Origin of the sequence: Lacinutrix sp. C3R15 (assembly GCF_018860825.1) — a bacterium.
GTDB lineage: Bacteria > Bacteroidota > Bacteroidia > Flavobacteriales > Flavobacteriaceae > Oceanihabitans.
The window spans coordinates 203,249-226,568 of the sequence record NZ_JAHKPZ010000004.1; the positions used below are offsets into that span (position 1 = coordinate 203,249).

A 23,320-nucleotide genomic window follows, 5' to 3' on the forward strand; every position below is an offset into this window, starting at 1 on the left:
ATCTAAACCCAGTTTGGAACAACTATTGATTCCTACTAAAAAATAAGTTTAAGATTCCCTTTTTCAAGAACGATAAAGATGAAAAAACAACGATACATAATACTACTTATCTTCGGAATACTTCTCTTTCCGCAGGTAAACTATGCGCAAGTTGATTTTAATAAAAAACCAGATGATGATTTAGGAGATAATGAAGATGCATACCAGGAACTCTTTTTTGAAGCCTTAAAACAAAAAGGAATAGAAAACTATGATCGTGCTATTGAAGCGTTATTAAAATGCGAAAATATAGACGATTCTGATGCTGCTTTGTTTTTTGAATTAGGAAAAAATTACAACAAACTTAAAAACTTTGGTGCAGCAGAAGATGCATTACAACAAGCCATAAAAAAACAACCTGATAATGAATGGTATTTAGATGAGCTATATGATGTGTATGCAAAACAAAACAATCTTGAAAAAGCAATTAAAACGGTAAAACAACTTGTAAAATACCACCCAGATTATAAAGAAGATTTAGCAACACTGTATGTAAAAACCAAAAAGTATGATGATGCTCTTGAGGTTTTAGATGAAATGGATGCAGAATTAGGTGTTTCAGAAACACGAGATCGTGTAAGAAATATGATTTATAATGCTACAGGAAATAAAAAAGAGCAAATAGAAAATCTTGAAGAGCGCGTAGAAGAAAATCCAGAGCTAGAAATAAATTACCTTTCTCTAATTTTTAGATATAGTGAAAATAACGAAAAAGAAAAAGCCTTTGAAACAGCCAAAAAGCTATTACAAAGTCATCCTAATTCGCAAATGGTTCACTTAGCATTATATAAGTTTTATTTAGATGATAATGAAGCTGAAAAAGCAGTAGCTTCCATGGAGATTGTGCTAAATTCTAGTCAAATTAAACCAGAAGCAAAAATGATGGTGTTGGCAGATTTTGTAAAATTTGTTGGTCAAAATCCAGAGTATGAAAGCCAATTGGTTGCAATTACTTCAAGAATAGCAGACGACGAAAAAGGAAAATCTAATATTGAAGTAGCACAGTATTTTTTAACAAAAGGAGAAAAAGATAAAGCACTGGCCTATTATGAAAAAGCACTAGAAAAAGAACCAGAAAACTATGGCGTACTACGTAATGTATTGTTGTTATATATTGATGTAGAAAATTATACAAAAGCTGTAGAAATGAGTGAAGATGCCTTAGATAAATACCCATCGCAACCCATTTTTTATTTAGTACATGGTGTAGCACAAAATAAGTTACACCAACCAGAAAAAGCAATTCGAATTTTAGAAACAGGATTAGATTATATTATAGATGATAAAAAAATGGAAGGCGATTTTTACAAGCAAATAAGTATTTCTTATATACAATTAAACAATACAGTAAAAGCAAAATCGTTTAGTGATAAAGCAAAACAATTAGAATCTACAAATTAGATGCAAACAAAACGCCTCATATATACACTTTCCTTTTTTGTTTTCTTAGTAATGGGTTGTAAGTCTGCCAAAACAGTAACTACAGGAAATAGTAATTTAAACCTATCTGCAAAACAGCTAATAAAAGCAAATGCAAAACAAACACCTAGTTTTAAAACTCTTGCAGCTAGGGTAAAAATAGATTATACAGAAGGTACAAGTTCTAAAAGTACAACAGTAAGTTTTAGAATGGAAAAAGATAAAGCTATTTGGATGAGTAAATTAGGATTTGTAAAAGTGCTAATTACACCAGAACGCGTAAGTTTTTATAATAAATTAGACAATACATATTTTGATGGAAATTATACATATTTAAGTGATTTATTAGGAACAGATCTAGATTTTAATAAAGTACAAAACCTTCTTTTAGGAGAAGCTTTATATGCTTTAAAAGCGAATGAGTTTGACGTGTCTACACAAGAAAACCAGTATGTTTTAATGCCTAAAAAACAATTAGATGCATTCGAGTTATTTTATATATTAGATGCTTCACATTTTAAAATAAACTCACAACAATTAGCACAAGCAACAAAAAAACGAATGCTTCAAATAGACTATACAAGTTATCAAGAAGTTAATAAACAAATGTTTCCGCAACACATACAAATTAATGCTATTGAAGGTGTTGATGAAACAAGACTGCAGATAGAATTTAAATCGATAACATTAAATGAAAAATTAAAATTTCCGTTTAATATACCATCAGGATACAAAGAAATTGTACTTAAGTAATGCAAAATAAACCAATATATACAACCGTTTTTCTTATTGCATTCTTTTTATGCACTTCACTTTCGTTTGCACAAAGTAAAAAACAACAAGAATTAGAAGACAGAAGACAAGAATTACGTCAAGAAATTCAACAAATAAACAGCTTATTAACTAAAAATAAGTCACAACAAAAATCACAATTAACCTTAATTGAAGATTTAAATTATAAGGTTAGTGTACGTAGAAATTTAATTAAAGTTACTAACCAACAAGCAAATTTACTTACTAGAGAAATTAACGATAACCAAAATAATATTTCTGAACTAAGAGAAGAACTTGCTACGCTTAAAGACAATTATGCAAAAATGATTGTTACCTCATATAAGAGTAAAAGTGAGCAAAGTCGTGTTATGTTTTTATTATCATCTACCAATTTTCAACAAGCATATAAGCGTGTAAAATACATTAATCAATATGCAGAATACCAAAAGCAACAAGGAGAAGCTATAAAAACAAAAACAGCAGAGTTACAAGTAATTAATAAGGCTTTGTTAAAACAAAAAGAAGACAAGCAAAAACTTATTAATGAAAATAAAGTTGCACAAACAGAGCTGGTAAAAGAGCTAAAACAGCATGAAACGTTAATGGCTGCTATTAATAAAGATGTTACTAAATATGCTGCTCAAATTAAAAGCCGTCAAGCAGAAGCTAACCGTATTGATAAAGAAATAGAACGTATTATTAAAGAAGCTATTGCAAGCTCAAATACCAAAGCAGGTAAAACCTCAACAACAAAGTCTACTGCTTATGCAATGACACCAGAAGATAAGGTTTTAGCAAATAGCTTTATATCTAGTAAAGGTAAATTACCTTGGCCTGTAGAAAAAGGGGTTGTAAAATTACGTTATGGAAGACAACCTAGTCCAATTGTAAAAACCATTATGATACAAAGTAACGGAGTTAGAATTGAAACCGAAAGTAATGCAAAAGTTAGAGCCGTTTTTAATGGTGAAGTGTATAGAATTATTGCATCTAAAAACGGAAACCCTTCGGTTTTAATAAGACATGGTAATTACTTTACAGCATATTCTAATTTAGGAAAAATATACGTTAAAAAAGGAGATAAGGTAACTACAAAACAAGAAATTGGCGAAGTTTTTACCAATCCGTCAAATGGGCAAACCACCTTAAGTTTTAGTGTATTTAATAATTCTAAAACAGAAAATCCAGCTTCATGGATTTACAAAATGTAAAATTCCTGCAAAGGCAGGAATTTCATTAAGCTTTTGTGCTGTAGTGTATCGATTTCTAGGCTAACCTAGAAATGATATATCAATATAAATTATATAAATAATGCTTTTAATTCTGTAGCATCGTGAGGTTTCATTTTTCCAGCAAGTACTAAACTTAATTGTTTACGTCTTAAAGCACCATTAAAGCGTTCTTTTTCTAAATCGGTTTCTGGGTGAATATCATCTACTTTAACAGGTCTTCCTGTTTCATCTACCGCAACAAAGGTATAAATAGCTTCATTAGCTTTGGTTTTATCACCAGACTCTCTGTCTTCTATCCAAACATCTAAATAAATCTCCATAGAGCTTTTAAAAGCACGAGAAACCTTAGCTTCAACAGTAACTACACTACCAACAGGTACTGCACGATTAAATGCAACATGATTTACAGATGCTGTAACTACAATACGTCTAGAGTGTCTTCTTGCAGCTATACTTGCAGCACGATCCATTCTGGCAAGTAATTCTCCACCAAATAAATTATTTAAAGGATTGGTTTCACTAGGTAAAACCAAATCGGTTAACGTGGTTTTAGATTGTTCTGGAGTTTTTAAAGACATTATTTTTTTTTTAAATAAGTTGCAAAGGTATGATGAATTTAGTTTTTACTAGTAAAGAATACAAGTTTATATTAAGATTAACGCTTTTATATTCTTTTGCTAAAAATTTTTTTTAATTTTAAAAGGCTAAAAAATAAGGTTGAAACCCATTTGTAATATGTTGTATTTAAGGTGATTGTAGTCTTAGTTCTAAAAAAAAAGGAATAAAAAAAACTTCCCTTTATTAAAGGGAAGTTATTATATAAAAAGATTTTTTGTAATAGTAAATTAGTTCATTTCTTTAACTAATAACCAAGCGTCTCTGTTGTGTGTGTTTTTAATATCACGTAATGTTTGTAAGGCTTCTAATCTATCAGAATGACTAGAGTAAACCACTTGGTGTAAACCATATTTATTAACGCCAATTTTTCTGGCATTATAACCTTGGCTTTTTAATTGTTGTACGGTTTTATCGCTATTTGCTTCTTCTCTAAAAGCACCAGCAATAATATGGTATTTTCCAATTTGCTTATTTACAGTAACATTAAGTGTAACAGCAGGAAGCGGATTGTCTATAATAAAAGTAGCTTCTTGAATTTTACTTTCTAATTGCGTGTTTGCTTCTTCTTGTGCTAATTGGTTATGTGTTTTAATTTTATTTACGTAGTAATTAGAAGAAACTAAACCACCTACAGTTAAGGCTAATAAAGCAATAGCAGCATATTTTAAATAAGGTCTTGCTTTGCGTTTTTCAGTAGTTACAGCAATAGGAATTACTTTTTCTATAGCTTCTACTTCTTCTTTGTAAACCTCTCTTTTAATTACAGGAGAAACCAATTGGTTTAAACCAAAAGCATCTGTTAAATAATTTAAATGGTAAGAAGGTTCAAACAACATTTTACCTTCGCTATTAAATGATAAGTCACCAATATTATCAAAAGTAAGTGTTTCTCCTTCTGTTAAATAAGATTTTAAAGATTTTACTCTTTTTTCTATCTTTTTAACAGCAACCTCAAAAGGTATCTTTTCTACATCTGCAATATAATGCGCTAATAAACCATCGTTTTTTTGTATTTGCTCATTAAAAGACAATACTTTTTTTGGAGGGTAAAAGGCATTGGTAGATTCGTGTAGCTTAGCTGAAACACGTTGTGTTAAAAACGAACCAAATCCTGGAACAGTAACACAGTCATATCTATAAAGTAAATCGCTTATGTATATTTCTAATCGCATAAAACAAAGTTAATTTTTTTTCGCTTTCTATAAAAATTCCGTGTAACTATTTATTAACAGCCCAAAAATTAATTAAATTGTAAGTTGAAAATCAAAACAATAGATGGTAGAAAATAATTTGCTTTATATATTAGCTCTGCAACATGTTGCCAAAATAGGTGATATCACTGCCAAAAAGCTTATTGCACATTGTGGCTCTGCAGAAGCTGTGTTTAAAGAAAAGAAGCAAAATTTATTAAAAATTGATGGTATAGGAAGTATTGTTATTAGTGATTTGTTTGCAGGTACACATATAAAAGCAGCAGAAAAAGAGTTGCAATTTATTAAAGACGAGAAAATTGTTTGTCATTATTTTACAGATGCCACGTATCCTGAAAAGTTAAAACATTGTATAGATAGTCCTATTGTACTGTTTCAAGCAGGAAATATTAATTTAAAACAACAACGCGTTATTAGTATTGTAGGCGCAAGAAAAGTAACTACCAATGGTATTGCTTTTTGTGAGAAACTAATAGAACAACTAGCCGTTTTTAACCCTGTTATTGTTTCTGGTTTTGCTTATGGTACAGATATTACAGCACAAAAAGCTGCTATAAAACACAATTTGCAAACCATAGGTTGTTTGGCGCATGGTTTAAACCAGATTTATCCAAAAGCACATAAAAAGTATGTTGCAGATGTAGAAAAAAACGGAGGTTTTTTTACCGATTTTTGGAGTAGTGATGCTTTTGATAGAAACAATTTTTTAAAACGAAATAGAATCATTGCTGGAATTAGCCAAGCTACCATAGTAATAGAATCTGCAGAAAAAGGAGGAAGTCTGGTAACTGCAGATATTGCAAACTCTTATAATAGAGATGTTTTTGCAGTTCCTGGTAGAATTACAGATAGCCAAAGTGTTGGTTGTAATAATTTAATAAAACACCAAAAAGCACATATGTTATCTACGCCTTTAGATGTGCCTTATATTTTAAATTGGGAATTAGAAGACAGTAAAAAACCTACTGTGCAAAAACAATTGTTTGTAGAGCTTGACGATCAAGAAAAAGTGATTTACAACTACCTAAAAAAAACAGAAAAAGAACAATTAGACGTGATTGCTTTACAATGTAATTTACCAACCTTTAAAGTTGCTAGTATCCTTTTAAACATGGAATTAAAAGGTGTGGTAAGACCGCTTCCTGGAAAATTGTTTGAAGTGATTTAATAGCTATCTAAGGTAAAGTAAAAAAGCAATTAGATCTACTAGATAGCCCTAATTGCTTTTAAATGTATAAAGACTTTTTTTACAAGAAAAGTATTAATACCCAACCTTTTCTCTTACTCTAGCTAAAACTGCATTAGCAACTTTAGCTGCTTTTTCTGCACCAACAGCAAGTATTTTGTCTAATTCATCTGTGTTATTCATATAGTAATTATAACGTTCTCTTTGGTGTGCAAATTTTTCAATAATCAGCTCAAATAAGGCTTGTTTTGCATGACCATAACCAAAACCACCATTTTCATAATTGGCTTTCATGGTTTCTATTTCTTCTTCAGACGCTAAAAGCGCATATAATGCAAAGCAGTTACAGGTTTTCCAGTCTTTAGGATCTTCTAAAGCAGTACTATCTGTTTCAATACCCATAATTTGTTTACGTAGTTTTTTATCGTTTAAAAACAAATTAATAAAGTTGTTTCTACTTTTGCTCATTTTTTCACCATCTGTTCCAGGAACAAGCATGATGTTTTCTTGTATTTTTCCTTCTGGTAGTACAAAAGTTTCTCCCATTTTAGCGTGAAAACGAGATGCTACATCACGAGTCATTTCTATGTGTTGTAGTTGGTCTTTTCCAACAGGGATGATATTGGCATCATAGGCTAAAATATCAGCAGCCATAAGCATTGGATAGGTAAATAAACCAGCATTTACATCGTCTAAACGATCTGCTTTGTCTTTAAAACCATGTGCTAAGGTTAGGCGTTGAAACGGAAAAAAGCAAGATAAGTACCAAGATAATTCGGTTACTTGTGGTATATCACTTTGTCTGTAAAACACTGTTTTTTCAATATCTAATCCAAAAGCAAGCCAAGTAGCAGCAACAGAGTAGGTGTTTTCTCTTAAAACTGCAGCATCTTTAATTTGCGTTAAAGTGTGCAAGTTTGCAATAAATAAAAACGATTCGTTTTTAGCGTCTTCTGCCATTTTAATAGCTGGCATTATTGCACCTAAAATGTTTCCTAAATGTGGTGTTCCTGTACTTTGTACTCCTGTTAAAATTCTTGCCATAATATTACCTGCAGAAGCAGGTATCTCTTTTTTAAAAACACAAAATTATATTGTGCTTTGAGATTTCATCTTTAATTCTATAGATAGAAACCTCTTTAAATTAAACTTATTTTTTTTTGATAAAGCAAAGATAATTTTTTTATAAAGATGAGTTCAATAATTTTAGTAGTTTTGGAGCTTATGAAAATTTTTAAATACATTTTCTGGATTTTCTATCGTATCTGGTTTTATATACTGGTTGCATTGCCAATACTTGTCATGTTTCCGTTGCTTATAATATCTATACTTAAAGAATCTTGGTATCCTTATTTTTTTAAACTAGCGCGTATTTGGTCTAAGTTTATTTTAATAGGAATGGGTTTTAAAACCAAAATAGAACGCGAAGAAATTACAGATAAAAACAAAAGTTACATGTTTATTGCTAACCATACCTCTATGGCAGATATTATGCTTATGTTGGTTACTGTAAAAAATCCTTTTGTATTTGTAGGTAAGGCAGAATTGGCTAAAATTCCGCTATTTGGTTTCTTTTACAAACGTACTTGTATTTTGGTAGATAGAAGTAGTGAACGTAGCAGAAAAGGAGTTTTTAAACGAGCACAAAGACGTTTAAACCAAGGCTTAAGTATTTGTATTTTTCCAGAAGGTTTGGTTCCTGATGAAGATGTGCTTTTAACCGAATTTAAAGATGGTGCTTTTAGGTTAGCCATAAACCACCAAATACCCATTGTACCTTTAACTTTTGCAGATAATAAAAAACGTTTTTCATACACCTTTTTTAGTGGCAGTCCTGGTAGAATGCGCGTTAAAATGCATCGATTTATACCAACAGTAGGATTAAAATCTAATAATACCAAAGCACTTAATAGTAAAGCAAGAGCTGTAATTTTAAAGCAGCTTTTAGAGTTTGAAAAATAAATTAAATTACGGTTTTTCTGTACTTTCTAGTTAAAACAATACTTTACGATTGAAATTTATAGAGTAAAAATATTTACACTCTCAGATTTTGAACATTATGCAAAAGACAGAAATTCAGTTGTTAGTAAATTAAGTAAATCTACTTTAAAAGAATTTAATAATAATTTAGAATACAATAAGAATGTACTTATAACATCAGTAAAATATGATATCATTGAGCAGGTGTTTTGTAAAGAGGATGCTGAAAAATTTTGGACACTATTCGGAATAAATAAAATGTATTATAAAAGAGATTATAAGTGTCAGGAACATAATTGTGTGCCAGCAGAAGGGTGGTTGTGTATATGTGAATAATTAAACTAACTATTTTATTACTACATTTTATTAATCCTTAATATGAAAAATATCGTTTGTATTTTACCATTCTTATTGTTTAACTGTCAAAACAACACTACACCTGAAGATGTTATTGCTACTTTTAATGAAAAAGTCAATGCTTTAGATTAGGTTGAATACAAAGTTAGAAAAATAGACACCTTTTCTCACGACTTTATTTTGAATAAAACAGGTAAAGTGTTAATAGAAAAAAGGAAAACAGATACACTTTAGGGCATGTCTTTCTATGCAAAAGCAAATAGTTATAATATTAGTCATTTACATGACAGTTACAGCGATTTTATTATAACAAACAAAGACCATAGCTATACTGTAAATAAGGCGTTTTATGCTTCAACTTTTGGTTCACCTGGAGGTCAATTAGTAACAGATATATTTTTTGGATTGGATAGTATTTATAAAACAGTACATTTAACTAAAACCAAAAATAACTACCTACTAGATTATACTTTTGAAGACGATACCATTTACAATGAAAAAAGTATAAAAAAGTCTATTACTATAAATAAATCTACTTTTTTACCAACTACCATAACAAGAACGTCTGAAAAATTAGGAGAACGTACTTCTCGAATTTTTCAATTAGATAGTATCTTGGTTAATGGTCAGGTTAAGAATTCGATTGCTAATTACAAAAACAACCTTCAATATTTAGAATTAGAAAAAACGGAGAAACCTGTTAAAATCTCTTTTGTAGGAGCAGAATTTGCAACAGAAAATCTTCTAGAATTGTGGCATGACAAGCCAGTTGTTGTTTCAGACCAATTCCCTGCTTTAATTAGTTTTTGGGAGTTTTGGTGCTCACCATGTATAGAAGCATTACCAAAACTAAAAACGTTTCAAAATAGATATAAGGATAAAGTTAATGTTGTTGGAATTTCTTCACAAAGTTTTAAAAGAATTAAACAATTACTTTTAGATAAAAACATCAAAATTTTAAACTTAAAAGGCAACAACAAATTATTAGATCAGTATAAAATAAATAGTTTCCCTACTTATTTTCTTGTGGATAAAAATGGAGTGATTATTAAAGAATATTCCTCTTTTTCTAATGCTATTGAAAAAGATATAAAAGAACTTTAGTTAAATAAAAAGCCGCTCTTGGCACAGAGCAGCTTTTTGTTTTATTGCTTTTTAAATACTTCGTATAAAAAAAGCAAAAACCAACTAAAACTTGTAGCTCAAACCTGTGTAAAGCCCTATTATGTAAGGTCTAAAATCACCTGAAGTGTTTTCAAACGCATTCATTTGGTACTTAAATGTAGGTTGTGCATTAAATATTATTTTGTCAGAAAATTTATAATCAAAACCAAAGCCTAGGTTTCCGCTAAAACTAAAGTTGTTTACGTTATTGGCTTTTCCTATTTCTGTTTTTCTTCCTTCAAATTCTGAGAATATTTTATTGTGATTTAAAAAGAAAGTACTTAATCCTGCAATTACATTTACGCCAAACCTTTTAGTAGATATTGTATATTCTAGTTCCATAGGTACTTCATAATAACCTAAACGCTGGCTTATTGCAGCATTTTCATCAGGTAAAATACCAAGCGCTTCTTGTACAGTAAGATTGGTTGCAGAAATTGCCGAAATAGGTTGTTCGCTATTAAAAGTAATGTTTTTTAAAGGTGCATTGTTTGAAGAGTTACTAGATACGTTTTGATAAATAATTACATCATCGGTATCATAGCTTAAATTTAAAGAGTTAAAACCTGTTCTAAGTTTTAATTTTTCGTTAAAAGCGTAACTTACATTTACACCATAGCTAGTGTTTATTTCACCAGTTTTTGTATTGTTTACAAACTGTTCATCCATATGCGATCCTTTGCCAAGCGTATTGTAGTAAACAGGAGCAATATTAGCATACATTTCCCATTTTTTTAAATTTTTTGTCTCCTCTTCCTCATTGTCTAGCTCTTCTGCATTAGCTATGGCTTCTTCTATAGATACTTCTTCTTTTTTTACTTCTTCAGCAAGAGTTGCATCTGTAGCAGTGTTTTCTTTTTCTGTAGTGGTTGCTGTAATAGCATTTGTTGCACTGTTTTTTAATGCAGATGTAGCCTTGTTTTTATCTAGTTCTGTTACTGTTGTTTTGTTGTTGGTGTTATTTGATGAATTGTTTTGTGCTACAGCATTAGCGTTGGTGTTTCCTGTTTGTTCTAAAGAAACTGTAGTAGAAAGAGCAGTGTTATTTTGAGTTTTTTCTTCTTGGTTTTGTTCTTGCGTAGTATGAGCTGCAACTCTGTTTGTATCTGTGTTATTTATACCAACTGCTGGTTGTTGTGTGCTTTTTACCACTTCTTTATTGGTATTCTTGTTCTTTGATGTGCTAGTGTATGTTTTATTGTTTACTACAGTATTAGCATTAGCATTGTTCAATTGTTTTTTTGTAGATGTAGGCTTGGTAGTAGTGGTGTTTGCAATACTTGTATTGGTATAGGTTTTCTTTTCTTCTGAAGCGTTTGTTTTTTTGTTTAAAAACTCTGCATCATTAGTTGTGTTATTACTTTCTTCTACAATTTTACTGTCTTTTATTTTTGTATTTGAAGCGTTTTGGTTAATTGTATTGGTTTCTATTTCTGAAGTATTTACGGTATTTTCTGTATCTACAACAGTGGTATTCGTTTTTGTATTGTTTTTGTTGGTATTGTATAGGTTACCAATGGTTAGTAAAAGCAATAAAACTGCTGCAATACTTAAAACACGTAGCCATATTGGAAACGCTTTTTTAGTGTCTTCTTCTGGTTGTTCTATTTTACTCTGAATGTTTTTCCAAACTTTAGCATTAGGAGTTTCCTCTAAATCTTTAAGTTTTTCTTGAAAAATTCTATCTATATGTTTTTTGTCACTCATTATAATGTCTTCGCGTTTAAGCTCGCTCTATAGGTTTCTATTTTATCTTTTAAAATCTGTCTTGCTCGTGCTAGGTTAGATTTAGAGGTTCCTGTGGTTATGGTTAACATAGAAGCTATTTGTTTGTGTGAATAGCCATCTAAAGCATAAAGGTTAAATACTAATCGGTATCTATCTGGTAGTTCTTGAATTATTTTAAGTAAGTACTCTATGCTTAGCTCATCATCTTCAATTTCTAGTGTTACGTCTTCAATTTTTTCTTCGTTTACAATTTCAAAAACCCCTTTGTTTCGGTAGCATTGTAAAGCAGTGTTTATCGTGATTCGTTTTAACCAACCTTCAAAAGAACCTTTATTATTGAACTGTGATATTTTGTTAAAAATAGTCACAAAAGCATCTTGCAGATTATCTTCCGCTTCTGCGTAATTTCGTGAATACTTTAAGCAAAGAGAAAATAGTTTACCTGAAAATAGTTGGTATAGTTCCCTTTGTGCTTTAGCATCATTCTTTTTACAATTTTGAATGAGTTGGTTTAAACTCACATGTTCATGTATTAGTTAAACTTAAATTTATTCTACAACTTCTATTTCAACAACATGGTATTGGTCTTCACCTAATTCATCTTCGCCTTGCCAAAATTTAAAAACATAAACACCAGATTCTGTAGGTGTAAAACCAAAAGATGTTTCGGCTTCTGTACTTATTTCCTGGCAATCGTCACTTGTTGTATATACTTCACTTACTATTGCTACAGTTCTTTCATTTTCATTTATAGCATAATAGATATCATTTAAAACATGACAAGTGGAAGGTAAGTTATAAAATAAATCAATGGTGTGTGTTTGATATCTTGTAAAAGTATCAGGCATATTAACACTTTCAATAGGTAAAAATTCAAAGTGAGAGCGTGGCGTATCATCACTTACGCTACAGGAAAACAATAAGGAAACGAATAATAAGAAAGCTACTATTTTTTTCATTTTAAGTATACTAAAAAGACTTGTTTTAATTACTAGATGCAGAAAACTAGAAAAGGTTGCGTATAAAAATAAAAAATCCCGAATATATCGGGATTTTTTTTAGGAATTCAATTAAAGGTTATTCTTTATTTTCTTTAATGGCTTCTTTAATTTTTACTTCTAATTCTTCCATCAATTCTGGATTGTCTTTTATTAAAGCTTTTACAGCATCTCTACCTTGACCTAGTTTGGTGTCTCCATAACTAAACCATGAACCGCTTTTCTTTACAATTTCAAATTCTACAGCTATATCTAAAATTTCTCCAACTTTAGAAATTCCTTCACCATACATAATATCAAATTCTGCAAGTCTAAAAGGAGGAGCAACTTTATTTTTAACGACTTTTACTCTGGTTTTGTTACCTTGTACATCGCCATCTGTACTTTTTATTTGAGTAGATCTTCTAATATCTAATCTAACAGAAGCGTAAAATTTTAACGCATTACCACCAGTTGTTGTTTCTGGGTTACCAAACATAACACCAATTTTTTCACGTAACTGGTTAATAAAAATAACAGTACAGTTCGTTTTGCTAATAGAAGCTGTTAGTTTTCTTAAAGCTTGTGACATTAATCGTGCATGTAAACCCATTTTAGAGTCTCCCATTTCACCTTCAATTTCACTTTTTGGTGTTAATGCAGCAACAGAATCTACTACAACAATATCAATTGCACCAGAACGTATTAAGTTATCTGCAATTTCTAGTGCTTGCTCACCATTATCTGGTTGAGAGATTATTAAGTTGTCTATATCTACACCTAGTTTTTCTGCATAAAATCTATCAAAGGCATGCTCTGCATCAATAAATGCTGCAATACCTCCAGATTTTTGTGCTTCTGCAATAGCATGTAAAGTTAATGTGGTTTTACCAGAAGACTCAGGTCCATATATTTCAATAACACGACCTCTTGGGTAACCACCAACGCCTAAAGCAATATCTAAACCTAAAGAACCAGAAGATATAGCTTCTACATCTACTATAGCCTTGTCGCTCATTTTCATTACTGTTCCTTTTCCGTAGGCCTTATCTAACTTGTCTAAAGTTAGTTTCAATGCTTTTAATTTTGCTTCTTTTTCGTTGCTCATCTATGTATATTATTTATTCGTGTAAGAGATGCTAAAATACTACTTCTTTTATCATATTACAATACATTAGTACATTTCATTTTAAATTAGTAAAATAATATTTTCCTTCTTGACGCAACCTTTTTAATCTTTCTGCATCTACTAAATAAAGTGGGAAAATTTTATGCTACGAAAAAGAAAAAATAACCTCGCTTTTTAATTAATAGTGCCAAATAAATTTTAAAATAATAGAAAGTAAATGGTATTTATATTTTCTTTTAGTGAAATAGAAATTGTACGCAAGTATATTTTGTTTTATGTTGGAATATAAAGAAAATAGAAGCAATTTACATCTGCTGTTTTGGTTTTTATTAGGTATATATAGTTTCATCTTTTAAAGCATCAAACTATGAAGTTTTTTAAAAAAAGTATTCATGTACTAGGCGTTTCAGTTACTATATTTGTAAATAGTAACTGTAAAGCCGATGGAGGTTAACTCGTTACATATTTTAAAATTTTAAATAATTAAAATAGTAATAACGAGTTAGTCTATGAAAAGCACTTTAGGTTTCCTAAAGTGCTTTTTTTTGTGTTAATACATAAGCAGTATACTGCATCAAAGCACGTAAATCTTGTCAAGTCTTTTTAAAACACTACCTTTGCACGAAATTATTCTTTAACCTTAAAATTAGTATAGCATGCAACTGTACAACACCTTAAGCGCAAAAGAAAGAGCTGCGTTAATCGAAGAAGCAGGAAAAGACCGATTAACACTTTCTTTTTATCAGTACGCTAAAATTGAAAATCCTCAAGAATTTAGAGACCACTTATTTTTAACCTGGAACGCATTAGATGTTTTAGGAAGAATCTACGTAGCTACAGAAGGTATTAACGGTCAACTTTCTCTGCCAGCAGATCAATTTGAAGCCTTTAAAGCTCATTTAGATACCATTGATTTTTTAAACGGAATAAGACTAAATATTGCTATAGAGCAAGATAATATGTCTTTTTTAAAACTCAAAGTAAAAGTTAGAAACAAGATTGTTGCAGATGGTTTAAATGATGACACTTTTGATGTAAGAAATAAAGGAGTACATCTTTCTGCTAAAGAATTTAATGAAATGCTAGTTAACCCAAACACGGTTTGTGTTGATATGCGTAATCATTATGAAAGTGAAATTGGTCATTTTGATGGCGCTGTAACTCCTGATGTAGATACCTTTAGAGAGTCTTTAGATATTATTGAAGAAGATTTAAAAGCATATAAAGAAGAAAAAAACCTCTTAATGTACTGTACAGGAGGAATACGTTGTGAAAAAGCAAGTGCATACTACAAACACAAAGGCTTTAAAAATGTTTACCAATTAGAAGGCGGAATTATTGAATATACACGTCAAATTAATGCGCAAGGATTAGAAAATAAATTCATTGGTAAAAACTTTGTTTTTGATGAGCGTAGAGCAGAAAAAATTAGCGAAGACGTAATAGCACAATGTCACCAATGTGGCGAACCGTTTGATGTACATACCAATTGTGCCAATGATGCTTGTCACCTTTTATTTATACAATGTGATGCTTGTAAAGAAGAAATGAACAACTGCTGTTCTACAACCTGTCAAGAAATTCACGCATTGCCTTTTGAAGAGCAAAAAGCATTGCGTAAAGGACAAGCAAATAGTAACGATATCTTTAAAAAAGGACGCGCAGACCACTTGCCTTACAAAAAAGATTTAAGAAACATTTTCGAGAATTTTAATACGCCTGAATCTTAGTTAAATAAGTTTTATTATGCAGAAAATTGAATTAATGGCACCTGCAGGAAATTTTGAATCCCTTCAGGCGGCTTTAGATAATGGTGCAGATTCTGTTTATTTTGGTGTAGAACAACTAAATATGAGAGCGCGTGCCTCCATAAATTTTACTTTAAATGATTTAGCTGAAATTTCTAGACGTTGTTCAGAAAAAAAGGTACGTACCTATTTAACGCTAAATACCATTGTTTATGATCATGATTTATCTATAATAAAAACACTGGTAAAACAAGCAAAAGAAGCTAATATTACAGCCGTAATTGCTATGGATCAAGCCGTAATTGCTACAGCTAGAGAACACGGTTTAGAAGTGCATATATCTACGCAAATAAACATTACAAATATTGAAACGGTTAAGTTTTATAGCATGTTTGCAGACACAATGGTTTTAAGTAGAGAGCTAAGTTTAAGACAGGTAAAAAAAATTACAGAACAAATTGAAAAAGAGCAAATCAAAGGGCCTTCTGGAAAACTTGTTGAAATAGAAATATTTGGTCATGGTGCACTTTGTATGGCAGTTTCAGGAAAATGTTACATGAGTTTACACGCTCATAACTCTTCCGCTAATCGTGGTGCTTGTAAGCAAAATTGTAGAAAAAAATACACGGTTATTGATCAGGAAACTGGATTTGAAATGGAACTAGATAATGAATACATCATGTCTCCAAAAGACTTATGTACTATAGATTTTTTAGATCAAATTGCAGATGCAGGAATTAAAGTATTAAAAATTGAAGGAAGAGGAAGAGCGCCAGAATATGTAGCAAAAGTAATAAAATGCTATCGTGATGCTTTAGATAGTCTTGCGCAAGGTAATTACAATAAAGATAAAGTAATCACTTGGATGCAAGAACTAGAAAAAGTCTATAATCGTGGTTTTTGGAATGGCTATTATCTAGGCCAAAAATTAGGAGAATGGAGCAATGGCTCAGGATCTCATGCAACTCAAAAAAAAGTGTATCTTGGTAAAGGCATGCATTTTTATCCTAAAGCTAAAATTGGTGAATTTAAAATGGAAGCCTATGACCTTAATCTAGGAGATACCATTTTAATTACAGGACCAACTACAGGAGCAAAAGAATTACAGGTTAAAGAAATGTTGGTTAATGACCAGGCTTTACAAACAGGTTCTAAAGGAGATTCTGTAACAATACCCTTAGATTTTAGAATTCGTCCTTCAGATAAGTTGTATAAAATTGTTGAAAATAAAGTAGAAGCTTAATGGTTATTGTTACCTTACAGCGAAATAAATGCATTGGTTGTAATTACTGTGTTGAAATGGCACCAGAGCAATTTCAAATGTCAAAAAAAGATGGTAAAACCGTTTTGTTAAACGCTAAAGACAAAAAAGGTTTTTATACCATAAAATCTAATGATCCTCTTATTTTAGAAGATTGTGAAAATGCAGCCAAAGCTTGTCCAGTAAATATTATAAGTGTAAAGTTAAATTAAATGAACATTTACAAGTTATTACAACTAAACCGAAAGATTAAAAGTCACAGAATTAAATTCTTGGGACTTTGGCTACTGCATAAGTTTAATAGAAGGTATATGGCAGTAAACCTAGACCCTGTAATGGCTTGTAATTTACGTTGTAAAATGTGTTATTTTACAGATGCAGACTATGTAAAAACTTTAAAAGGACAGTTTAAACCAGAAGCGTTAGAGCAAGTAGCTAAAACCATTTTTAAACGTGCTTTAAAATTACAAATAGGCTGTGGTACAGAGCCAACATTGTATAAAAATTTACCAGAAATTGTAAAATTAGGCAAGCAGTATGGTGTGCCTTATATTTCTGTAACTACCAATGCCAATTTGCTAGATGAAGAAAAAATAGAAGCGCTTTTAAAAGCAGGACTTAATGAGTTTACTATTTCATTACATGGTGTTACCAAAGAAAGCTATGAAGGTTTTATGAAAAAATCTAGCTATGAAAAGTTTCATAACGCATTTAATGCTTTTCAAAAACTAAAAAATAAATACGACTTTAAAGTAAGGATTAATTACACTTTTAATAAAGATAATTTTTACGAACTAACAGAACTATTTAATCATTTTAGCGGAAAAAGTTTCGATATACTTCAAATACGTCCAATACGAAAAATTGGAAATACAGAATACAACGATTTTGATTTAGAAAGTATTCGTGCAGATTACCCAAAACTAATAAAACAAATTAGAGAGAACTGTAAAGCCAATAATATTACGCTTTTAGCATCTAATAAAATTCCTGAAAAATCACAAATTAATAACTCTAGTTTAATTTTTGATTATACGTTTTGCTATGTTTCGCCAAATAAGTTCTGGAAAGATGGCTTTGATTGGAAAAATGAATCCTTCAATCAATACTCCAAAAGAATAGGTTGGAGCAAACAATTATTTGCCAATATTTTTAAGTCTGAAACCGATTTAAAATCCCTTTCTAACCGATTAAACTATGAAGTAGAGTTTAATTAAAAAACTTTGTTTTTAAGTCTTTAGAATAATATTATCTTTACATTCCAAAGTAAAACTTGGAAATCTTTAAAAAAGAAACTATTTTTTATTAATCTTCTTCTGAAAAAAAATGCTTTTTCAGAATCAATATATACTACTTTATGGCTTGTGGAACTTGTTCAACAGGAAAAGATGGCCAACCAAAAGGCTGCAAAAATAACGGAACATGTGGAACAGACAGTTGTAACAAACTAACTGTTTTTGACTGGTTAGCAAACATGTCATTACCCAATGGCGAAAAACCATTTGATTGGGTTGAGGTTCGTTTTAAAAACGGAAGAAAAGAATACTACAAAAACACAGAAAACCTAACATTAGCAATAGGTGATATTGTAGCTACACAAGCACAATCAGGGCATGATATTGGTATGGTAACCCTTACAGGTGAACTTGTAAGAGTGCAAATGAAACGTAAAAAGGTTTCAGAAAACCCAGAAACCGTTTTAAAATTATACAGAAAAGCATCACAAAAAGATATTGATATTTGGTCTGAAGCTCGTGATAGAGAAGAAGCAATGAAGGTAAAAGCACGTCAATTTGCAATAGACTTAAAATTGCAGATGAAGATTTCTGATATCGAGTTTCAAGGAGATGCAAGTAAAGCCACTTTTTACTACACAGCAGAAGAACGCGTAGATTTTAGAGAACTAATTAAGCTTTTTGCTAGAGAGTTTAGAACCAGAATTGAAATGAAACAAGTTGGTTTTAGGCAAGAAGCAGCAAGACTTGGTGGTATAGGGTCTTGTGGTCGTGAGTTATGTTGCTCTACTTGGTTAACAGACTTTAGATCGGTAAGTACTTCTGCAGCACGATACCAGCAATTATCTTTAAATCCGCAAAAACTAGCAGGACAATGTGGTAAGTTAAAATGTTGTTTAAACTATGAGCTAGATAGCTACTTAGATGCCTTAAAAACAATACCAAAACCAGAAATTAAGCTATACACACAAAAAGGAACTGCTGTTTGCCAAAAAACAGATATTTTTAAAGGACACCTTTGGTATGCTTATGAAGGCGAATGGATGAATTGGCATAAAATTACTAAAGATCAAGCCAATGAAATTATAGCAATAAATAAAAAAAGAGAAAAAATTGTAAGTCTTGAAGAATACGCCTTAGAGCTTGTTGAAGATACTAAAACAGAGTTTGAGAACGTTGTAGGTCAAGATAGTTTAACACGTTTTGATAGTCCAAAAGGCAATAAAAAACGTAAAAACAATAGAAACAATAGAAGTAGAAACAAGAAGAACAATAATAATACCAACACAAACAATAAAACTAAAACCACAACAAATACCAGCAATAACAAGAATAATAACAATAAACGAAGAAGAAAACCTCAAAATAAAAAGAACAATGCGAAATAGTGTTATTCTAATGCTTTTCTTTCTTTCTGCGTTATTTGTGTCTTGTGATGCTAATGGTGTTTTTGATCAGTATGAAAGTGTATCTAATCCATGGAATAAAGAAGCTATAGTGCAGTTTAAAGTACAGGCTCCAGATACAACAAGTGCATATAATTTGTTTGTAAACTTGCGAAACAATCAAGAATACAAATACAACAATTTATTTTTAATTGTAGAAATGAATTTTCCCCACGGAAAAACAGTTAAAGATACTTTAGAGTATAAAATGGCTAAGCCTAATGGTGAATTTTTAGGCACAGGTTTTTCAAGTATAAAAGAAAATAAACTTTGGTATAAAGAAAATTTTATATTCTCAGAAACAGGAGAATACCAGGTAAATATTCAACATGCCATGCGTGAAAACGGAAAAGTTAATGGTATAGTTAATTTGCAAGGCATCACAGATGTTGGGTTTAGAGTAGAAAAAATAAATAATAAATAAGGTCACTTCCAGAGGTTTTTTACCGCGTAAAAATGTGTAAAGCGCAATAAAACTATAAAGAGAAGTAAATATATTATGGCAAAAAAACAAGCGAAAAAGCAACCCAAAAAACAAGCAGAAACACAAGACTTTGCAAAATACATTCGTTTATTTTGGGTGTTTTTTTTAGGTGGTGTTTTAGCATTTATCTCATTGTTTGTGTTAACCTCTATGTTTGGTGATTTACCAGATCATACCATTTTAGAAAACCCAAAAACCAATTTAGCTACAGAAATTATTTCGTCAGACGGAAAAACCTTAGGGAAGTTTTATTTTAATGATAACAGAACACCTGTAAGTTATGATGAGTTACCACAGCATTTGGTAGACGCTTTAATAGCTACAGAAGATGCTCGTTTTCATGAACACTCAGGTATTGATGCAAGAGGAACTTTAAGAGCCATTGTAAAACTCGGAAAAGGAGGAGGAGCAAGTACAATTTCGCAACAACTAGCAAAACAATTGTTTCATGGAGAAGGTTCTAAAAACACCATAGAGAGAATACTTCAAAAAGCAAAAGAATGGATTATTGCCATTCGTTTAGAACGCCAATACACCAAAGAAGAAATTATAGCGCAATACTTTAATATCTATGATTTTGGTAATAATGCAGATGGTATACGCTCTGCTTCCAGAATTTATTTTGGTAAAGAGCCTATGGAGTTAGATATAAAAGAATCTGCCATGTTGGTTGGTATGTTTAAAAACTCATCTTTATATAACCCAAGACCAGAACGTAACCCTATAGGTGTTAAAAATAGACGTAATGTAGTTTTGGCACAAATGGAAAAGTATGATTATATAAATGAAACGGTTAAAGATTCGCTGCAAAAATTAGATTTAGGTTTGCGTTATTCTCCAGAGTCACATCGTGAAGGTACAGCAACCTATTTTAGAGAATATCTTCGTGCTTTTATGAAAGATTGGACCAATGATAAGAATAACAGAAAACCAGATGGTACAAAATACAATATCAATAGCGACGGATTAAAAGTATTCACTACCATAGATTCACGTATGCAACTATATGCAGAAGATGCTGTTAATAGACACATGCCAAGATTGCAAGCAGAATTTTTTCACCAAAATACGCCAAAAAGAAACCCTACAGCACCATTTTTAGATTTAGATAAAGCAGAAATAGAATCTCTAATGAAACGTTCTATAAAACAAAGTGAACGTTGGAGACATATGAAATATGATCTTAAAAAGAAAGATAAAGAAATCATTGCTTCTTTTGATGTGCCAACAAAAATGACCATTTTTTCATGGAAAGAAGGAAAAGTACATGAAATTGACACCATCATGAAACCAATGGATTCTATGCGTTATTATAAACACTTCTTACATCCAGGAATGATGAGCATGGATCCGCAAACAGGACACGTAAAAGCTTGGGTTGGTGGTATGAATTATAAACATTTTCAATACGATCACGTAAAACAAGGAAAACGTCAAGTAGGTTCTACATTTAAACCTTTTGTATATGCTACAGCAATAGACCAATTACACCTTTCGCCTTGTGATGAATTACCAAATACGCAAATCACTATTGAAGCCAATAAATATGGAAATCCAGAACCATGGACACCAAAAAATTCAGATAATAAATATGGTGGCACAAAAACATTAAAAAATGCATTAGCAAACTCTGTAAATACCATTACAGCACGTTTAATGGATAAAGTTGGGCCGCAACCAGTTGTAGATTTGGTGAAGAAATTAGGAATAGAGTCAGAGGTGCTACCTGTACCTTCTATAGCCTTAGGTACTCCAGATTTAAGTGTGTATGAAATGGTAGGTGCTTATGCCACTTTTGCAAATAAAGGAGTGTATACCAAACCAGTAATGGTAACACACATTGAAGATAAAAACGGAACTATTTTATATCAATTTACACCAGAATCCAGAGATGTATTAAGTGAAGAAGCGGCTTACGTAACAGTAAACTTAATGCAAGGTGTAACACAATCTGGGTCTGGAGCAAGATTAAGAACAAAAGGAGCAGATGCTTATAGAGCAGATTATAGAGAGATTATAACAGGGTATCCATACCAATTTACAAATCCAATTGCTGGTAAAACAGGAACTACACAAAACCAAAGTGATGGTTGGTTTATGGGAATGGTACCAAATCTGGTAACAGGAGTTTGGGTTGGAGCAGAAGATAGAGCAACCCATTTTGCATCTATAACCTATGGTCAAGGTGCAGCAATGGCATTACCAATTTGGGGAATGTATATGAAAAGCTGTTATGAAGATGAAACACTTAATATCTCTCAGGCAGATTTTGAGAAACCTGAAAATTTAACTATTGAAGTAGATTGTGATAAATATAATCCAGGTCAAAATTCAGATTCAGAGACTCCTGAAGAAGATGTTCCAGAGGAATTAGACTTCTAATTTCCTGTAAAATAAAGAATCTCTTATTAAAACTAAATTTTTATAAGTTACAACACCTTCCTTTAAGAAAAGGAAGGTGTTGTTTTTAAATATCGATAAATCGGATAGTTTGTTAAAAATTAAGAAAAACAAATTTTAGTTTTCAAAAAACAACTAAGTAAATCAATAGTCACACATAAATTCAAAGCCATTCTATTCCGAATGGTTTTTTTATTTCGTATTTTTCAGTTCCAAAAAATTACAAAAATGATCAATAAAAAAGTAGATTCTGTACAAGAAGCATTGCAAGGTGTTCAAGACAACATGACGTTCATGTTTGGCGGATTTGGACTTTCTGGTATTGCTGAAAACTCCATAGCAGAATTAGTAAAAAAGAATATAAAAGGACTCACCTGTATTTCTAATAATGCAGGAGTAGATGATTTTGGATTAGGCTTGTTATTACATAAAAAACAAGTAAAAAAAATGATTTCTTCCTATGTTGGTGAAAACGCAGAATTTGAACGTCAAATGCTTTCTGGCGAGTTAGATGTAGAGCTTATTCCGCAAGGTACTTTAGCAGAACGTTGTCGCGCAGCACAAGCTGGTTTTCCTGCAATTTATACTCCAGCAGGTTATGGTACAGAAGTAGCCGAAGGTAAAGAAACCCGAGAATTTGATGGTAAAATGTATGTGTTAGAACATGCTTTTAAAGCAGATTTTGCTTTTGTAAAAGCATGGAAAGGAGATGCAGCAGGAAACTTAATTTTTAAAGGAACGGCTAGAAACTTTAATCCAAATATGTGTGGTGCAGCAAAAATTACAGTTGCTGAGGTAGAAGAACTAGTTCCTGTAGGGACTTTAGATCCTAATCAAATTCATATTCCAGGAATATTTGTGCAACGCATTTTTCAAGGTGCCAAATATGAAAAAAGAATAGAACAACGTACAGTAAGACAAAGAGGTTAAAAT

General features: G+C 31.2%; 21 protein-coding genes. 14 read left to right on the forward strand and 7 right to left on the reverse strand.

What is annotated here, in order from left to right; genetic code table 11:
* The first annotated feature begins 78 nt into the window (after positions 1-78).
* Genes KO494_RS00950 through KO494_RS00960 form a run of 3 tightly spaced genes read left to right on the forward strand, consistent with a single transcriptional unit; the run spans position 79 to position 3,443 of the window.
* A complete protein-coding gene (locus KO494_RS00950) occupies positions 79-1,440 on the forward strand; it encodes a lipopolysaccharide assembly protein LapB (RefSeq protein ID WP_215965709.1) in 1,362 nt (453 codons plus the stop codon).
* Positions 1,441-2,211 (forward strand): DUF4292 domain-containing protein, encoded by a 771-nt coding sequence (locus KO494_RS00955; protein WP_215965710.1) that lies wholly within the window; start codon positions 1,441-1,443, stop codon positions 2,209-2,211. It begins immediately after the preceding gene.
* Positions 2,211-3,443, forward strand: a complete 1,233-nt coding sequence (locus KO494_RS00960) for a murein hydrolase activator EnvC (RefSeq protein WP_215965711.1) — start codon at positions 2,211-2,213, stop codon at positions 3,441-3,443. Before KO494_RS00955 ends, KO494_RS00960 begins: the two co-directional genes overlap by 1 nt.
* A gap of 89 nt (positions 3,444-3,532) precedes the next feature.
* Here the strand turns inward: KO494_RS00960 and KO494_RS00965 are convergent, their stop codons facing one another.
* Positions 3,533-4,042, reverse strand: a complete 510-nt coding sequence (locus KO494_RS00965) for an acyl-CoA thioesterase (RefSeq protein ID WP_215965712.1) — start codon at positions 4,040-4,042, stop codon at positions 3,533-3,535.
* A 267-nt stretch (positions 4,043-4,309) separates the two neighbouring features.
* The gene (locus KO494_RS00970) at positions 4,310-5,254 is read right to left on the reverse strand and encodes an SPOR domain-containing protein (protein WP_215965713.1); all 945 of its coding nucleotides are present in this window, start codon (positions 5,252-5,254) and stop codon (positions 4,310-4,312) included.
* 103 nt (positions 5,255-5,357) lie between these two features.
* Between KO494_RS00970 and dprA the strand changes: the two genes are divergently transcribed.
* A complete protein-coding gene (dprA, locus tag KO494_RS00975) occupies positions 5,358-6,461 on the forward strand; it encodes a DNA-processing protein DprA (protein ID WP_215965714.1) in 1,104 nt (367 codons plus the stop codon).
* 93 nt (positions 6,462-6,554) lie between these two features.
* Here the strand turns inward: dprA and trpS are convergent, their stop codons facing one another.
* A complete protein-coding gene (trpS, locus tag KO494_RS00980) occupies positions 6,555-7,523 on the reverse strand; it encodes a tryptophan--tRNA ligase (RefSeq protein ID WP_215965715.1) in 969 nt (322 codons plus the stop codon).
* A gap of 180 nt (positions 7,524-7,703) precedes the next feature.
* On the opposite strand from trpS, the gene KO494_RS00985 reads away from it, so the two are divergent.
* Together KO494_RS00985 and KO494_RS00990 are read left to right on the forward strand one after the other, a co-directional pair.
* Positions 7,704-8,441, forward strand: coding sequence for a 1-acyl-sn-glycerol-3-phosphate acyltransferase (locus KO494_RS00985; protein WP_215965978.1), 738 nt, complete (start codon positions 7,704-7,706; stop codon positions 8,439-8,441).
* A 612-nt stretch (positions 8,442-9,053) separates the two neighbouring features.
* On the forward strand, positions 9,054-9,920 hold the full coding sequence (locus tag KO494_RS00990) for a TlpA disulfide reductase family protein (RefSeq protein WP_215965716.1): 867 nt from the start codon (positions 9,054-9,056) through the stop codon (positions 9,918-9,920).
* 84 nt (positions 9,921-10,004) lie between these two features.
* Here the strand turns inward: KO494_RS00990 and KO494_RS00995 are convergent, their stop codons facing one another.
* The 4 genes from KO494_RS00995 to recA all read right to left on the reverse strand — a co-directional run bounded on the left by KO494_RS00995 (position 10,005) and on the right by recA (position 13,793).
* Entirely contained in the window at positions 10,005-11,687 is a 1,683-nt protein-coding gene (locus KO494_RS00995) for a hypothetical protein (RefSeq protein WP_215965717.1), read from the reverse strand.
* Entirely contained in the window at positions 11,687-12,229 is a 543-nt protein-coding gene (locus tag KO494_RS01000) for an RNA polymerase sigma factor (protein ID WP_215965718.1), read from the reverse strand. Before KO494_RS01000 ends, KO494_RS00995 begins: the two co-directional genes overlap by 1 nt.
* Positions 12,230-12,256: 27 nt before the next feature.
* A complete protein-coding gene (locus tag KO494_RS01005; RefSeq protein ID WP_215965719.1) occupies positions 12,257-12,667 on the reverse strand; it encodes a hypothetical protein in 411 nt (136 codons plus the stop codon).
* A gap of 118 nt (positions 12,668-12,785) precedes the next feature.
* Positions 12,786-13,793, reverse strand: a complete 1,008-nt coding sequence (gene recA / locus KO494_RS01010; protein WP_215965720.1) for a recombinase RecA — start codon at positions 13,791-13,793, stop codon at positions 12,786-12,788.
* 677 nt (positions 13,794-14,470) lie between these two features.
* On the opposite strand from recA, the gene KO494_RS01015 reads away from it, so the two are divergent.
* From KO494_RS01015 to KO494_RS01050, 8 genes are all read left to right on the forward strand, one after another.
* Positions 14,471-15,544 carry a rhodanese-related sulfurtransferase gene (locus KO494_RS01015; RefSeq protein ID WP_215965721.1) on the forward strand — a complete coding sequence of 358 codons (1,074 nt, stop codon included), beginning with the start codon at positions 14,471-14,473 and terminating at the stop codon, positions 15,542-15,544.
* Between the two features lie 16 nt (positions 15,545-15,560).
* A complete protein-coding gene (locus KO494_RS01020) occupies positions 15,561-16,805 on the forward strand; it encodes a peptidase U32 family protein (protein WP_215965722.1) in 1,245 nt (414 codons plus the stop codon).
* Positions 16,805-17,035, forward strand: coding sequence for a ferredoxin (locus tag KO494_RS01025; RefSeq protein ID WP_215965723.1), 231 nt, complete (start codon positions 16,805-16,807; stop codon positions 17,033-17,035). Before KO494_RS01020 ends, KO494_RS01025 begins: the two co-directional genes overlap by 1 nt.
* Positions 17,036-17,134: 99 nt before the next feature.
* Positions 17,135-18,040 carry a radical SAM protein gene (locus KO494_RS01030; protein ID WP_252730208.1) on the forward strand — a complete coding sequence of 302 codons (906 nt, stop codon included), beginning with the start codon at positions 17,135-17,137 and terminating at the stop codon, positions 18,038-18,040.
* 140 nt (positions 18,041-18,180) lie between these two features.
* Positions 18,181-19,446 carry a regulatory iron-sulfur-containing complex subunit RicT gene (locus KO494_RS01035; RefSeq protein WP_215965725.1) on the forward strand — a complete coding sequence of 422 codons (1,266 nt, stop codon included), beginning with the start codon at positions 18,181-18,183 and terminating at the stop codon, positions 19,444-19,446.
* Positions 19,436-19,927, forward strand: coding sequence for a gliding motility lipoprotein GldH (locus tag KO494_RS01040; RefSeq protein ID WP_215965726.1), 492 nt, complete (start codon positions 19,436-19,438; stop codon positions 19,925-19,927). The genes KO494_RS01035 and KO494_RS01040 overlap by 11 nt, the downstream gene beginning before the upstream one ends.
* A 75-nt stretch (positions 19,928-20,002) precedes the next feature.
* Positions 20,003-22,369 carry a penicillin-binding protein 1A gene (locus KO494_RS01045; RefSeq protein ID WP_215965727.1) on the forward strand — a complete coding sequence of 789 codons (2,367 nt, stop codon included), beginning with the start codon at positions 20,003-20,005 and terminating at the stop codon, positions 22,367-22,369.
* 246 nt (positions 22,370-22,615) lie between these two features.
* The gene (locus tag KO494_RS01050) at positions 22,616-23,317 is read left to right on the forward strand and encodes a CoA transferase subunit A (RefSeq protein ID WP_215965728.1); all 702 of its coding nucleotides are present in this window, start codon (positions 22,616-22,618) and stop codon (positions 23,315-23,317) included.
* Positions 23,318-23,320: the final 3 nt, after the last annotated feature.